Origin of the sequence: Synechococcus sp. RS9916 (genome assembly GCF_000153825.1) — a bacterium.
In the GTDB taxonomy this organism is placed as follows: Bacteria; Cyanobacteriota; Cyanobacteriia; order PCC-6307; family Cyanobiaceae; genus Synechococcus_C.
Genome location: NZ_DS022299.1, coordinates 1,910,015 through 1,926,078 on the forward strand (window position 1 = coordinate 1,910,015; position 16,064 = coordinate 1,926,078).

Consider the following 16,064-nt stretch of genomic DNA (forward strand, 5'->3'; position numbering starts at 1 on the left):
TAGAACAACCAATAAAATGGGCAATCTGATCAGCAGAAAATCAGGCAGCTTATCCACATTCACCGTGTTTCTCAATGCACAAACCAGAACAGCAGTGGCCGCTTTCATCACTGGCAACGATCCAACCGAAGGGGCTCTCTAAGCAACGACCCCCTCACTTTCAATCCAAATAACTAAAATATTCCTCAAACCGTAACGGTGCCTGGCTTAATCGATGATCTCGTCGATGGTGACATCCGAACCACATTGACTGCCAGCACTTCCAACACCGGCGGCTGGCTACACAGGCAATGAAACTGCAACAGTCAATATCCTCAACCAAGATGTCACCCCAACGCTCCTTAAATACAGCAGAGAAAATAATCACTTTACGGTCTCGGGAACTGACGGCAGTAGGACGTGAGCTCGGGCAATGAAGTGATCCAGCTGGGCTTTGACCAGAGCCTGCCGATGGAACAGGTGCTGGACAAGGCCGAGCAAACGATCTTCGCCATCAGCCAGGAGAAACCCACCAAAGGGCTCACCCCCACAGCGGAGATCCTCACCAGCACCTTCAACGAGATCGAAAGCCGCTCTCTGGGCACATCGGTCGCGGGCATTCCGGTGAACTTCTACGACCTGGATGCGATGACCCAGGGCCTGCAACGCAGCGACCTGATCATCGTGGCCGGACGCCCGGCCATGGGGAAAACCTCGATCGTGCTCAACCTGGCCAAGAACGTGGCCCAACTCCACGACCTGCCGGTGTGCGTGTTCTCGCTGGAGATGAGCAAAGAGCAGCTCACCTACAGGCTGCTGTCGATGGAAGTGGGCATTGAAGCCGGCCGTCTGCGTACCGGCCGCTTGCAACAGGAGGAATGGCCGCTGCTCGGCCAGGGCATCAACACCCTGGGGCAACTACCGATCTACATCGACGACAAACCCAACTCCGGCGTGCTGGAGATGCGTTCCCTCTGCCGGCGCCTGATGGCGGAACAGGGCAAAGAACTAGGCCTGGTGGTGATCGACTACCTACAGCTGATGGAGGGGTCGAGCCCTGACAACCGTGTGCAGGAAATTTCGCGAATCACCCGCGCCCTCAAACAGATGGCCCGCGAACTGAACGTGCCGGTGATCGCCCTCTCCCAGCTCAGCCGTGGCGTGGAGTCACGCACCAACAAACGCCCGATGTTGAGCGACCTGCGGGAATCGGGCTCAATCGAGCAGGACGCCGACCTGGTGCTGATGATCTACCGCGACGAGTACTACAACCCGGAAACACCCGATCGGGGCATCACCGAAGTGATCGTGACCAAGCACCGCAACGGCCCGGTCGGCACTGTGAAACTGCTGTTTGAGCCGCAGTTCACCCGCTTCCGGAACCTGGCGGCCTAAAAGGCATTCAGGAGATCGGAAAGCACCTCGGAGTTCAAAGCCATTCACAAACCGCTAAGCAAGGCCTTCTGCGAGGAGCCTCAACACACCCTCCAAGGCAACGACCCTCCAAATCCCGAACAAGCCAAACCTCAGCCAAATAGCCATTGCCCACAATCAGGGGGTACAAATGTGCGAGAAGGGTTAAAAGCCGACAAAATAATGCTGAGAATCTGCTGAGAGTTGCCCCCTAACAGCACCAAAGCAACTCCATCCATCAGAGCCGCCGAGGTCATATCCTCATCGGCGAAATCAACGTGCGAGCCGGAGCAACCGTACAACCCGTCAACAATTATTGTCGCTCCTGGCCTTGAGCTTCCAGCCCTTCGGCCTGAAGCAGCAACGGTCACGATTCAGCTTGAGGCAACGGCCAACCCTCTAAGCGCGATCACAGAGGCGCTCGAAGAACGACGCCAGCAAGGCACACCAGCCAAAGAACTCCATCTTCTGGCGCATGGCAACAGCCATGGGATTCAGCTGGCTGACCAATGGATCGATCAGGCCGCCTTGTTGCGCCATGCCACGGAACTAGCCCAATGGCAGATCAGCACTGCAGTGCTGTGGTGCTGCCAAATCGGCCGAAATCAAGAGTTCATTAACCTCTTGAAAGAGTTCACCGGAGCCGAGGTCTTCGCAAGCCACAACAGCATCAACAAAGAAGCAATTCAGACCTCCAATCAAGATAGAGATACTCGCCAGCTTTCTGAACTAATTGAAAACAGTCAACTCCAATCCTGGGAAGATGCCTTGGCATGGATTCAAATTGACGACGAAATCGAAGGCAGGAAAAAAGGCGCAAGAAGCGGAGAAGCTGTCAGCCTATCGAGCGATGGAAGCACATTAGCGATTGGAAGCTGGAATGATCGAACTTACAATTCGCAGCAAGGAAGTGTTGCTACTTACAGATTAAACAGCGACAACGAATGGGAACAAATTGCGATCATCGATGGCGATAACAAAGGTGACTTTTTCGGCGCTTCAGTAAGCCTCTCGAATGATGGCACAAGGCTGGCCATTGGCGCACCAAGAGATGATAACGGAGGAGACAAATCCGGCGCAATCTCTATTTACGAACTCTCAGGAAGCACATGGAACCAACTTGGTAGCACGATCGCAGGCCTTTCAAGAGGACGAGCAGGCGCATCTCTAGAACTCTCTGGCGATGGGAGCACGGTTATTTTTGGTTCCGTTAAAAAATTTAGCGGAAAGGGATTTGCGGGCATTTATACATGGAATGGAACAAAGTGGAAACGGATTGGCAGCAATGTTGAAGGCACACAAAAAAAAGAATATGCAGGAACTTCAGTCTCAATATCGGAAGATGGCAACAGAATCGCAATCGGCTCGAATGGATTTAACAGCGGCGGAAAAGCCGACAAAGGCCGGGTCAGAGTTTACGACAAAAGTGGCAGCACATGGTCGTTAAAGTTCACCTTCATTGGCACAGCAGCACATGACAAATTTGGAGGTTCCGTTTCACTATCAGACGACGGAAATATCATTGCAATTGGAGCTCCTTTGCATGGTGGAGGCAATAAAGGACATGTTCGTATCTATGACATTAGTGGTTCTAGCAAAGTACAGCTTGGAGCAGATATTGACGGCAATGCCAATGGCCAACAGTTTGGTGGAACCGTCAGTCTCTCTGCAAACGGGCAACGAGTAGCGATAGGCGCCCAATGGGCCGATGGTGTAGCGAACAACGCCGGCCGCGTCAGAATTTATGAGTATCAGAGCAGCAGTGACACCTGGACAAAAGTTGGTTCAAACATTCATGGAGTAGCAGAAGACGATCGTGCGAGTGCTTCTGTTGGCAACAGTGGGGTAAGCCTCAGCGGCGACGGACAAAGTGTTGCCGTTGGAGCCATGTTTCACAGGGGAGCTGCAGGCGTAAATTCCGGACACGTAAGGGTTTTTGCTGCCAGTGGTCTCACCATTGCCCAGACCGGCACCACCGACGGCTCCGGCAATCTCCTCACCACAGAAGCAGGCTCCACTTCCACATTCACCGTTGTTCTCGATGCCAAACCCACAGCCAATGTCACCGTCACCCTCACCGGTGCCGACAGCACTGAACATTCCCTCAGCGCCTCGTCGCTGACCTTCACCGCAGACAACTGGAATACACCCCAAACCATCACCGTCACCGGCGTCGACGACAGCCTCGACGATGGCGACATCACCACCACACTCACCGCCACCGCAGAAAACACAGGCGGCTATGCCGGCACTGAAACAGCCACCACCACCGTCAAAAACACTGATAACGACAGTGCTGGACTCACCATTGCCCAGACCGGAACCACCGATGGCTCCGGCAATCTCCTCACCACAGAAGCTGGCGGCACCTCCACATTCACCGTTGTTCTGAACGCCAAACCAACGGCTGATGTCACCGTCACCCTTACAGGCACTGACAGCACTGAACACTCCCTCAGCGCCTCGTCGCTGACATTCACAACCAGCAACTGGAATACAGCTCAAACCATCACCGTCACCGGTGCCAATGACACCATCGTTGATGGCGACATCACCACCACACTGACCGCGACTGCTTCCAACACAGGCGGCTACGCCGGCAGCGAAACAGCCACCACTACTGTCAAAAACACCGATAACGACACCGCCGGCATCACCATTGCCAAAACAGGCACCACCGATGGCTCCGGCAATCTCCTCACAACAGAGGCCGGCTCCACCTCCACATTCACCGTTGTTCTCGATGCCCAGCCCACGGCCGATGTCACCGTCAACCTCACCGGTACCGACAGCACAGAACATTCACTCAGCGCCTCGTCGCTGACATTCACAACCAGCAACTGGGATACAGCCCAAACCATCACCGTCACCGGCGTCGACGACAGCCTCGACGATGGCGACATCACCACAACGCTCACCGCCACCGCCTCCAATACAGGTGGTTATGCCGGCAATGAAACGGCCACCACCACCGTCAAAAACACCGATAACGACAGCGCCGGCATCACCATTGCCAAAACAGGCACCACCGATGGCTCCGGCAATCTGCTCACCACAGAAGCTGGCGGCACCTCCACATTCACCGTTGTTCTGAACGCCAAACCAACGGCTGATGTCACCGTCACCCTCACCGGTGCCGACAGCACTGAACACTCCCTCAGCGCCTCGTCGCTGACATTCACAACCAGCAACTGGAATACAGCTCAAACCATCACCGTCACCGGTGCCAATGACACCATCGTTGATGGCGACATCACCACCACACTGACCGCGACTGCTTCCAACACAGGCGGCTACGCCGGCAGCGAAACAGCCACCACTACTGTCAAAAACACCGATAACGACACCGCCGGCATCACCATTGCCAAAACAGGCACCACCGATGGCTCCGGCAATCTCCTCACCACAGAAGCTGGCGGCACCTCCACATTCACCGTTGTTCTCGATGCCCAGCCCACGGCCGATGTCACCGTCAACCTCACCGGTACCGACAGCACAGAACATTCACTCAGCGCCTCGTCGCTGACATTCACAACCAGCAACTGGGATACAGCCCAAACCATCACCGTCACCGGCGTCGACGACAGCCTCGACGATGGCGACATCACCACAACGCTCACCGCCACCGCCTCCAATACAGGTGGATACGCAGGCGAAACAGCCACCACCACCGTCATCACACTCGACGACGACAGCTCCGGCCTCAGCATTGCCCAAACCGGAACCACTGATGGCTCCGGCAATCTGCTCACCACAGAAGCTGGTGGGTCCTCCACATTCACCATTGTTCTTGATAATGAGCCAACAGCCAATGTCACCGTCTCCCTTACCGGTGCCGACAGCACCGAGCATTCACTCAGCACCTCAACGCTGACGTTCACAACCGCCAACTGGAATACAGCTCAAACCATCACCGTCACCGGGGTCGACGACAGCCTCGACGATGGCGACATCATCACCACACTGACCGCGACTGCTTCCAACACAGGTGGGTTTTCGGGATCAAAGGCTGTCTCGACAACCGTTAAAAACACGGACAACGACAGTGCTGGCATCACCATTGCCAAAACAGGCACCACCGATGGCTCCGGCAATCTCCTCACCACAGAAGCTGGCGGCACCTCCACATTCACCGTTGTTCTCGATGCCCAGCCCACGGCCGATGTCACCGTCAACCTCACCGGTACCGACAGCACAGAACATTCACTCAGCGCCTCGTCGCTGACATTCACAACCAGCAACTGGGATACAGCCCAAACCATCACCGTCACCGGCGTCGACGACAGCCTCGACGATGGCGACATCACCACCACCCTCACCGCCACCGCAGAAAACACAGGCGGCTATGCCGGCACTGAAACAGCCACCACCACCGTCAAAAACACTGATAACGACAGTGCTGGACTCACCATTGCCCAGACCGGAACCACCGATGGCTCCGGCAATCTCCTCACCACAGAAGCTGGCGGCACCTCCACATTCACCGTTGTTCTGAACGCCAAACCAACGGCTGATGTCACCGTCACCCTTACAGGCACTGACAGCACTGAACACTCCCTCAGCGCCTCGTCGCTGACATTCACAACCAGCAACTGGAATACAGCTCAAACCATCACCGTCACCGGTGCCAATGACACCATCGTTGATGGCGACATCACCACCACACTGACCGCGACTGCTTCCAACACAGGCGGCTACGCCGGCAGCGAAACAGCCACCACTACTGTCAAAAACACCGATAACGACACCGCCGGCATCACCATTGCCAAAACAGGCACCACCGATGGCTCCGGCAATCTGCTCACCACAGAAGCTGGCGGCACCTCCACATTCACCGTTGTTCTTGATGCCAAACCAACGGCTGATGTCACCGTCAGCCTCTCTGGTGCTGATAGCACCGAGCAGTCTCTTAGCGCCTCGTCGCTGACATTCACCAGCTCGAACTGGAATACGCCCCAAACCATCACTGTCACCGGAGTTGATGACAGCCTCATTGATGGCGACATCACCACCACCCTCACGGCCACCGCCTCCAACACAGGCGGCTACGCCGGCACTGAAACAGCCACCACCACCGTCAAAACAACGAACAACGACAGCGGCGGCATCACCATTGCCAAAACAGGCACCACTGATGGCTCCGGCAATCTCCTCACCACAGAAGCGGGCGGCACCTCCACATTCACCGTCGTCCTTGATGCCCAGCCTACGGCCAATGTCACCATCACCCTCACCGGTGCCGACAGCACCGAGCACTCCCTAAGCGCCTCTTCGCTGACATTCACCAATTCCAACTGGAATACTCCCCAAACCATCACCATCACCGGTGTCGATGACAGCCTTGAGGATGGCGACATCACCACCACACTCACCGCGACTGCATCCAATACAGGTGGATTCACCGGCAGCGAAACAGCCACCACCACCATCAAAACCACAGACAATGACAATCCACCATCGATTAGCGATCAAAGTGAAGATGTTTTGGAAAGCGCCAGTAGTGGCACAGAATTACTTGATCTTGCCGACGCCAATTCGGGAAACGACACAGACAAAGACGGTGATCAAATTACCTATACAATTAGCGATGGAAATGATATGGGACTATTTACGATTGAAGCAGCAACGGGAAAGATTTCACTTGCCTCAGGCAAGTCACTGGATCACGAAACAAGCGATCTACACGTTCTCGAGATCTCTGCAACAGACGGCACAAGATCAACAACAGCCAAAATAAGCATCAACGTCATCGACGTCAATAATGCACCAGTTGCAGAAGCAGATAGCGGCTCAGTCAACGAGAATGAAACACTCAGCATCACCGCAGCATCAGGACTCATCCTTAACAATGACACCGATGAAGATGGTGACAGCTTGACCATCAGCAACTTCCATGCTGGTGTTCTCAGTGCAAGCTCGCCACGGATCGGTCAATTCAACACAGCCCTTGATGGTGACTTCGGACAATTAACGCTGCAAGCCGACGGATCATTCAGCTATACCGCCAACAAGACAGCCGCAGATGCACTTGCCAGTGGAGAAACAGAAAGCGACATATTTTCATACAGACTCAGCGATGGAAAGCTAACGGACTCCACAGAGCTCACCATCACAATTACAGGTGTCAATGACAATCCCTTCCTTGTCGACGCGATCAAAACGAAAAAATATATTGAAGGACAAGGAAACATTATTGTAATCGACGGCAGCCTCGACATTCGAGATATTGATGATGAAAATATTGAAAGCGCAACGGTCTCGATATCGAACAGCACCTATGTCAGCACAGAAGATCAACTTGCATTCACAAATAACTTTGGAGTATCTGGCAGCTGGAATTCATCCACAGGCGTACTAACACTCAGCGGCTCAACCACAAAAGCGAATTACATCAGTGCCCTACAAACAGTCACTTACACCAATACCAATGATGCCGATCCTGTAATCGGCGCAAGAACCATTCAATGGGTTGTCAATGATGGGGATGGCAGCTCAACCGCCATCGAATCGAAAATCATTGTGGGTGGTCGAAATGATGCCCCCTCATCAGTCAATGACATTGCCAGCGTTAACGCCGGCTCCACAGTGTCAACAAACACCAACTTGCTAGCCAATGACACCGACCCAGAGAGTCACTCTCTTTCCATCACATCATTTCGAAGCGGTAGCGAGCAGGAATCAAATGTTGCATTTTCACCAGGCGCCACCTTAACAGGAACCTATGGTCAGATGACTATCGAATCGAATGGCACATACAGCTATACTGCTCAAGAAACAGCAGCTCAAAAATTACTCGAAGGCGAAACAGCAACCGAAACTTTTACATACAAAATAACAGACAGTCAAAGCACTGATGAAGGCATCGACACCGGCGAAATTACAATCACGATTACCGGAGTGAATGATGCACCAACAGCCATTAATGACACAGCGAATGTCAACGAAGACTCTTCAAAGTTATTTGAAGACTTCCAGGGAATCCTGAAGAATGACACCGATGTTGATGGCGACAAGCTTTATATCAAAAGCGTACGAACAGGAACGGAAATCAGTAGTAGTGATTTCCAGCTCAACAGCGTGGGAACAGAACTCACAGGCACCTATGGCACATTATTAGTCAATCTCGATGGATCCTATCGTTTCACAGCCAACAATGCCGACAAGTTAGACGCTGGCGATAGAGAAACCGACAATTTCACATACACCCTGACCGACCTCACGAATGACGATACTGCCGAAGTGGTCATTCAGGTCACTGGGGTCAATGATGCGCCGACACTGAATACGATCGACAAAGGCGCAGTACTTGATCAAGCAAATTCTAATGCAATCACCAGCACGAAGCTTTCAGGTCAATTAACAGCATCCGATCCTGATGAGTCAGCTGTACTTGAATATGGAATCAGCTCAAGCAACACCGCAAGTATTAGAAGCAACAATTGGAAGAGCTATGCAAGCAATTCACTTACAGGATCTTATGGCCAGCTCAGCGTTAATTCCTCAACAGGCGAATACACCTACACACCCAACAAAACAGCTGTCAATAATCTTGACGCCGGTCAGACAGCAACGGAGTCTTTTACACTTTTTGTAAGCGACGGCAGCCTGACATCATCTCAGAATTTTGAGATTGACATCACTGGTGCAGCTGATACTCCAAGCTCTTCCAACAGTGGCTCCTCAGACAGTGGCTCCTCAGACAGTGGCTCCTCAGGCAGTGGCTCCTCAGGTAGTGCTTCTTCCGATACTATCGAATCAGACCAGGGAAAATCAGAAACCACCAGCAGTGGCAGTGAGAGTGATCGATTTGATGGCTTAATTGGTTCCTTAATAACTGATGCCGTCACCGGCTCAGATCACTTCTCAAGCCTTGCAACACCTTCTAAATCGTTCCTCATAGCTTCGAATGATCTCGGCAGCATTAACACCCTTCAATCCATCAGCTCAACGAAATCAGATCAAAAATTTTTAAATTCATTCAACAATGGACAAGGAGGCTTCACGCAACGCATCCTCTCCAATGGATTTGCCTCAATTGAACGCAGCAATGGCATTCGCTTAATAGCGCCAAAACACACAGACAAAAGCTGGCAACAAAACATTCCTCCGGGAAGAACAAATCAAATTCCACTTTTAGTCACTCTCACAGAAAACCCAAAACAGAAAGCCATCGTGAAACTGAATTTTGGCGATTCATCCATCAATCTTTCAGAAAGCATTCTTCATTTCACGCAAGATAACTGGGACACACCTCAAGTGGTCTGGATTGATCTCACAAACGGACCCCATACAGAAGAAGATGTAAAGCTTGAACTAACAACAAGCCTGCAAATAGGCGGCAAGGGATCTGAAGCGCAAGTCGATACCTTCACGCTTACAGTTCCAAACCCAAAGGCAAGCCAGCAGGAAAGCTACGCATTGCCCACCAGCCAGAACGATGAGGCTGCAGGCAATGACCCAAATCTAGACCTTGAACTCGAAACCGTCAGAGAAGAAAGTTCCCCAATTTTTCTACTATTAAAAACCGCACTATCCCCTCTCATCGTCCTCGCCAATATGGCAATACACGGCATCAATCAAGCAAAAAATCATCACCAATCAATTGTTGATTTGACATCCCAAACTGAAGAAAAGACACAACCCGAGCAATTCGTGAGTTCGAATGAAAGCTTCGAATCAAGCGAGACGTACGAAGCTATCGATCTAACCAGTCAACACAACAGCAGCAAGACGTTTCCTAATACCTCAATCAGCCCCTTACTCACACCAAACCCAGTTTCCGACGGCAGCGCTGACCACCAAGGCGTTATTGAACTGTGGTGAGCACTGTCAAAAGCATCGAGCCACGTTGCCCACAACATCATTCAAGGCCTTCCCTCCTTAAGACAGCCGAACAAGAGCACAGCATCAGCCCATTTCCGATACTGGAGGAATGACCACCAGTACTGCCCCCACCGAAGTCTTCGACGTGATCGTCGTGGGGGGCGGTCATGCCGGCTGTGAAGCGGCCATCACCGCCGCCAGACTGGGCCTAAACACGGCACTGTTCACGCTCAATCTCGACCGGATCGCCTGGCAGCCCTGCAACCCCGCCGTCGGCGGACCAGCCAAAAGCCAGCTGGTGCATGAAGTGGATGCCTTAGGCGGAGTGATTGGCCGCCTGGCCGATGCCACCGCCATCCAGAAACGGATCCTCAACGCCAGCCGCGGCCCAGCCGTGTGGGCGTTGCGCGCTCAGACCGACAAACGGCAGTACTCCCGCCAGATGCTGCAGCTGCTGCAGCACACCCCCAACCTGGCTCTGCGGGAAGCGATGGTGACGGGGCTGGAGATCGACGGCGATCCCAGCGGTGGCGGTGAACAGTGGGATCCCAGCCAAGGGCCCGCCGCCCGCATCACCGGCGTGCGCACCTACTTCGGCAGCGTCTACGGCGCTAAAGCGGTTGTGCTCACCGCTGGCACCTTTCTTGGGGGCCGCATCTGGGTCGGCCACCAGTCCATGGCAGCGGGCCGCGCGGGCGAACAGGCTGCCGAAGGCCTCACCGAAGCACTCCAGCAGCTGGGCTTCCAGACCGATCGGCTCAAAACCGGCACCCCGGCGCGGGTGGACCGGCGCAGCATTGCTCTCGATCTGCTGGAGGAGCAACCCAGCGACGCCGCCGATCGCTTCTTCTCCTTCGATCCAGCCGCCTGGGCCAGCGGGGAGCAGATGAGCTGCCACATCACCCGCACCACGGCCGCCACCCACCAACTGATTCGCGACAACCTCCACCTCACCGCGATTTATGGCGGGGTGATCGACAGCAAAGGGCCGCGCTACTGCCCCTCGATCGAAGACAAGATCGTGCGCTTTGCCGACAAGGACAGCCACCAGATCTTCCTGGAACCGGAAGGTCGGGACACCCCTGAGATCTACGTGCAGGGGTTCTCGACAGGACTACCCGAACCGATCCAACTGCAGCTGTTGCGCAGCCTGCCGGGTCTTGAAAAAGCAGTGATGCTGCGGCCCGCCTACTCGGTCGATTACGACTACTTGCCCGCCACCCAGCTGCTGCCCTCGCTGGAGACCAAGCGGGTGGAAGGGCTGTTCAGCGCCGGCCAACTCAACGGCACCACGGGCTACGAAGAAGCTGCAGCCCAGGGCCTCGTGGCCGGACTGAATGCAGCACGCCGCATCCGGGGCCAGGACGCGGTGCACTTCCCACGCCAGGGCAGCTACATCGGCACGATGATCGACGATCTGGTGAGCAAGGATCTGCGCGAGCCCTACCGGGTGCTCACCAGCCGCAGCGAATACCGCCTGGTGTTGCGGGGCGATAACGCCGACCGACGACTGACGCCCCTGGGGCGAGAGCTGGGGCTGATCGACGACCGCCGCTGGCAGTTGTTTGAGGAGAAGCTCAGCGCCATGGAGGCCGAGAAAAAGCGCCTGGAAACGCAACGACTGAAGGTGAGCGATCCCGTCGCACCAGCGGTGGAAGCGGAAACAGGCGCACCGATCAAGGGCTCCATCACCCTGGCCGACCTGCTGCGCCGGCCGGGCATGCATGCTGCCGATCTGGTGCGCCACGGCCTGGCCGATGCCGATCTGCCGCTTCAAGTGCGCGAAGGAGCGGAAATCGACATCAAATACAGCGGCTACCTGCAACGCCAACAACAGCAAATTGATCAGGTGAAACGCCAGGGCCAGCGCAAATTGCCGGAGACCATCGACTACAGCGGAATCGGAACGCTCTCGCGCGAAGCACGAGAGAAGCTCTCTGCCGTGCGACCGCTGACCCTGGGTCAGGCCAGCCAGATCCCCGGGGTCAGCCAAGCGGATCTCACAGCCCTCTTGATGTGGCTTGAACTGCAGCAACGCCGCAGCACCACCACCAGCGCAGACCTCGCCCCCACCGCCAACTCTCGATAGCGTTGAGGCCTCGGCTGACGCTGCGATGCCCTCCCGTCTCTCTCGATCCAGGGCCTTCTGGAATCTGCGCGCCGAACAGGTGATGGATCAGGTGTTCAGCCAAGGGGACACCACCCTGCAGGCGCTGCCATCGGTGCTGGGTCGCAGTGCAGCGCACAACGCCAAGGACCAGCGCGAGCATCGCCCTCAGCGGCCCTGGATGATCGCCAGCTCAGTGGTGGCTGTGCTGGGGATCGGCACCAGCCTCTGGCTCGCTCACAACTGGCGCCGTTCCGTGCAAGCCCTCAATCGCGAACGCGACCTGCAAATGGTCGAACGGCTGCGGCGCATGCCCGTCGCGGCCACCACAGACCCCACTGCCGCAGCAACCGAGCCCAGGCCAACCAACGACACAGCCACCGACGCCGCGGCCACCAACGCGGGCGTCGCCGTTGATGCCAATCCAGCGCTGGAACCCCTCACCCTGCCGCTCGCGGGGCCGCTGCCCCTGGCCGACACCAGCCTCAGCGACGAAGCGATCGCAGCATCCCTTCCCGCTGAACCGCTGCTGGTGGGGGTGGTCCACGCCGGCGGGGGCCAAGGCTCCGCCATCTTTCAGCTGGATCAGCTCTCTCTTTCTGCCGCCCCCGGGGAAGCGATCGGCAACAGCGGCTGGCGCTTGAAAACCGTGCAAGCCAACGGTGCCGTGATCGAACGTGAGGGCGTGGAACGCAGCCTCAGCGTGGGAGGAGCGTTCTGAGCCCATCGACTGCCCTATTCCCATCGCCCACGCCCCTCTGGCAAGCCGCCACCACCGCGGTGCTGCGGGGTGAAGGGCCGAGCCCACTGCCCGGGCCATGGCGCCTGATGCTGCTGGGGGACGGAAGTCCCACCCGCCACCTACGCCTGCTTACCGGCCATCCCGTTGCGGTGCGTCTGGTGGCGATGGAAGCAGAACCCGAACCGCCAGGCCAAACCCCCTCCCAACTGCCCCGCGAAGTGCGCGAGCTGGAACCACCCCTGCTGCGGCGCCAGGTGTGGCTCGACTGTGGCGGCGAGACCCTGGCCTGGGCGGAAAGCTGGTGGAACCAAACCGAAGCCGAACAGCACCTGCGCGATCGCAACCTGCCCATCTGGCTCAGCCTCACCCAAGGACGGTCTGAACTGTTCCGCGAGGTGGATGGCCTGGCCTTGGTGAACAGCACCTGGTTGGAAGAGGGATTTGGGACGCAGGGGCCGTTCTGGAGTCGCCACTACCGCTTTTTCCGCCAGGGACGGGAACTCACGGTGATCCGCGAAGTGTTCAGCCCAAGCCTGGAGCAATGGCTGGGACCCGCACCACGCCAGCCGCTTCACTCCCCTTCATGAACCAAGGCAGCGCTTTATCGCGATTTGCTCTTGACAAGTTGACGCCTTATGTGCTGGGTGGATCATTGGTGCAATCCATCGGCACCCCCCATGGCAACCCCCACCTGGCTGAGCCTCACCGATCTGGGGCAGTTGTTTGGCATCTCCTCCACCCACTGCGGACGTGCCCTCGACCGCATCGGATGGCGTGACCGCCATGGACGCCCTACCGCGATCGCGGTGGACGCCGGAGCCGCCAACAGCAGCGGGTCGAGCGTTCAGCCCCGCACCGCTGTGTGGAACAGCAAGGTGTGCTCAAACTTGCTCCAAAGCCAGGGCTACAAACGCATCACCCGGGCGCAGCATGTGAAGCAATGGGTGGCCTTGCTCGAGGCCCTGAGCGAGGGGTCGGCCGCGATCACCACCACCCCGGAACAGATGGCGGAAGAGCTGCCCGCGGAACTGGTGGCCGATGTGAATGCCCAACTCAGCAGCCGTGGCTGCCGCTTTCAGGCCACCTCGAAGCCCGCAGCCTGAACAACCCCAGGTTTGCGGTCAGACGCGGCGTCGACTGGAACGTGGCAGAGGACGTCGCCCGCCGGTCGGCTGCGGGTTGGAGGCAGGCGCAGCCGATCCACGCGCACTCTTGGGCTGAGGCTTGGCTGACTCCGGCGAGCGCTGCCAACGATCCAGACGGAAGCTGTCGTCGTCGGGCCAACCCTCATCATCCACGGGCCCATCAACTGGCGGCGGCGATGCCTGCACCGGCGGCACCCAAGGGCGCTGCTGCGGCTCTGCCGGACGGATCAAGGGCGGCTGGCGACGGGAGATGGCCTCCAAAGGCCGCTTGGCTGATTGTGCTACCGGACGACCGACAGATACCTCCTGCGGAGACGAGAACTGCGTTCGCATCGACTCGCGCGGCCGCATCGCCTGGGGTGACCGTGGCGAGTCCCAGGACCCGCCCCAGTCGTCGTCCTCATCCAGCAACCAATCAATCTTGTCGCCCACCCAGCGACCGACGGCATCGAGGCTGGCGGCAGTTGAACGGCTGCCGCCACGACCGGCTGAGCTCCGGCTGCCAGGACGCGTCCCCGCCACACCATCCACAAGCTGACGGCCGGTTTCCAGCCACTGATCCAAGCGCCGATCGAGCGGATCATCAGACCGCTGCCGCGAACGGCGCGGGTAGGGCTCACGACGGGACTCCATACCCAAGACGTTACCGACGACGGCGTGCCAGCCAACGCTCCCGGCGGCAGCCAATCAACGCAATCGAGAGGCCACACACCTCAAGCACCAGCAGGAATTGATCGATCTCAAGCATCACTGTCGCGGGAGCGCCCGGAAGACGCCGCTGGAACGGCAAGGGCAATGGGCTCAAAGCGCAGCAAACAGCTGGCATGCCACTGCCCGCCATGGTGCCGGTCACAGCAGGGCCGGCAAGCGGCATGACGCACTCTGCGGCGATAAGGCGCCTGACGGCCGCAAAGCGGACACACCGCCATCCAGCGCGCCGGTGTTGCCGGCACTGGAAAACGGTGGCGAATGCTCACTTCAAACCCACTCTGGGAGCGGTTGATCAAGGCCATGCGAGCCCGGAACTGAGGTCCATGGCTTTCCTGCACCCTCAGCACCAGATCCACCCAGGCATGAATCATCTCGTGGCAGAGGGTGCTCTCCATCGCCGAGCGAGGCAAGGGATCCAGCAGCGGACGCGACAGCACGATCTCCCGACCCAGAGGCGGTGCCACCCCTGGCCCCCGCCGGTACATCCCCGCTGTGCGACGCATGCGGCCATCACTCCAACGCACAGCCACCAGCGGCTGCGTTCCCTTCACCAAAGCACCATCAAAGTGCTCCCGATTGAGCCGATGAAACAGGGGCAGCAACGGCTCCAGGGGCATGGATGTGAATGAAACGGTGCGGAGATCCAACCCGCGCAGTCTGACCGTCACGGGCAACCGTCAGTCAGACTCGACCCCATTCAGATGAGCTCGGTGCCGATGGAACTTGGTCTGGTGCGTGAAATCGGCAGCAAGGCACTGCTGGCCGGGGGTGGAGCTCTTCTCCTCTATTGGACGATCACCGCCGTCAAGTTGGTGCTGAGCGCCCGCGGCATCAACCCGCTGATCAAGCAGTTCTTCACCCAAGTGGCTGCAGGGCGCATCGACGCCGCCTACCTGCTCACCACCAAGAGCTACCGCCAGCACGTCAACCGTCAGCAGTTCATCCGCTTCCTGGCGGGCCTCAAGCTCAACCGCTTCCGCAACCTCAAGTCGGGCCGTCCCCGCATGCAGGAAGGCGACATCATCCTCACCGTGAAGCTCAAGGCCGATAACGACGAGGAACTGCCCCTCGACTTCACCTTCACCAAGGTGGAGGAGAACTGGCGCATCGCCCGCATCAATCCCGCCAACGCCTGATCATTCCC

General features: G+C 57.1%; 8 protein-coding genes and 1 pseudogene. 7 read left to right on the forward strand and 2 right to left on the reverse strand.

The genetic code is table 11. The annotated features are described in order from the left end of the window. Nucleotides 1–399 precede the first annotated feature (399 nt). The 6 genes and pseudogenes from dnaB to RS9916_RS10085 all read left to right on the forward strand — a co-directional run. Nucleotides 400–1,374: pseudogene (gene dnaB, locus RS9916_RS10055) on the forward strand (replicative DNA helicase); the annotation flags it as partial. A 222-nt stretch (nucleotides 1,375–1,596) separates the two neighbouring features. Continuing rightward, the gene (locus tag RS9916_RS10065) at nucleotides 1,597–10,215 is read left to right on the forward strand and encodes an Ig-like domain-containing protein (RefSeq protein ID WP_071961567.1); all 8,619 of its coding nucleotides are present in this window, start codon (nucleotides 1,597–1,599) and stop codon (nucleotides 10,213–10,215) included. A gap of 109 nt (nucleotides 10,216–10,324) precedes the next feature. Beyond that, on the forward strand, nucleotides 10,325–12,304 hold the full coding sequence (mnmG, locus tag RS9916_RS10070) for a tRNA uridine-5-carboxymethylaminomethyl(34) synthesis enzyme MnmG (RefSeq protein ID WP_007099291.1): 1,980 nt from the start codon (nucleotides 10,325–10,327) through the stop codon (nucleotides 12,302–12,304). Nucleotides 12,305–12,329: 25 nt separating this feature from the next. After that, the gene (locus tag RS9916_RS10075; protein WP_007099292.1) at nucleotides 12,330–13,043 is read left to right on the forward strand and encodes a hypothetical protein; all 714 of its coding nucleotides are present in this window, start codon (nucleotides 12,330–12,332) and stop codon (nucleotides 13,041–13,043) included. Continuing rightward, nucleotides 13,040–13,651, forward strand: coding sequence for a chorismate lyase (locus RS9916_RS10080; RefSeq protein WP_198003441.1), 612 nt, complete (start codon nucleotides 13,040–13,042; stop codon nucleotides 13,649–13,651). Before RS9916_RS10075 ends, RS9916_RS10080 begins: the two co-directional genes overlap by 4 nt. A 90-nt stretch (nucleotides 13,652–13,741) precedes the next feature. Beyond that, complete coding sequence (locus RS9916_RS10085; protein WP_038023627.1) at nucleotides 13,742–14,167, forward strand: hypothetical protein; 426 nt, start codon at nucleotides 13,742–13,744, stop codon at nucleotides 14,165–14,167. Between the two features lie 18 nt (nucleotides 14,168–14,185). Here RS9916_RS10085 and RS9916_RS10090 read toward each other — a convergent pair whose 3' ends face one another. Further along, nucleotides 14,186–14,842, reverse strand: coding sequence for a hypothetical protein (locus RS9916_RS10090; RefSeq protein WP_007099295.1), 657 nt, complete (start codon nucleotides 14,840–14,842; stop codon nucleotides 14,186–14,188). A 107-nt stretch (nucleotides 14,843–14,949) separates the two neighbouring features. After that, nucleotides 14,950–15,537 (reverse strand): SprT family zinc-dependent metalloprotease, encoded by a 588-nt coding sequence (locus RS9916_RS10095; RefSeq protein WP_038024487.1) that lies wholly within the window; start codon nucleotides 15,535–15,537, stop codon nucleotides 14,950–14,952. A 99-nt stretch (nucleotides 15,538–15,636) separates the two neighbouring features. On the opposite strand from RS9916_RS10095, the gene RS9916_RS10100 reads away from it, so the two are divergent. Beyond that, the gene (locus RS9916_RS10100; protein ID WP_038024489.1) at nucleotides 15,637–16,056 is read left to right on the forward strand and encodes a hypothetical protein; all 420 of its coding nucleotides are present in this window, start codon (nucleotides 15,637–15,639) and stop codon (nucleotides 16,054–16,056) included. Nucleotides 16,057–16,064: the final 8 nt, after the last annotated feature.

What these genes read in the sequence shown, in the direction of transcription:
- RS9916_RS10075 (WP_007099292.1), top strand. Translation starts at nt 12,330, where the DNA reads ATGCCCTCCCGTCTCTCTCGATCCAGGGCCTTCTGGAATCTGCGCGCC.
- RS9916_RS10085 (WP_038023627.1), top strand. Translation starts at nt 13,742, where the DNA reads ATGGCAACCCCCACCTGGCTGAGCCTCACCGATCTGGGGCAGTTGTTT.
- mnmG (WP_007099291.1), top strand. Translation starts at nt 10,325, where the DNA reads ATGACCACCAGTACTGCCCCCACCGAAGTCTTCGACGTGATCGTCGTG.
- RS9916_RS10095 (WP_038024487.1), bottom strand. Translation starts at nt 15,537, where the DNA reads ATGCCCCTGGAGCCGTTGCTGCCCCTGTTTCATCGGCTCAATCGGGAG.
- RS9916_RS10090 (WP_007099295.1), bottom strand. Translation starts at nt 14,842, where the DNA reads ATGGAGTCCCGTCGTGAGCCCTACCCGCGCCGTTCGCGGCAGCGGTCT.
- RS9916_RS10100 (WP_038024489.1), top strand. Translation starts at nt 15,637, where the DNA reads ATGGAACTTGGTCTGGTGCGTGAAATCGGCAGCAAGGCACTGCTGGCC.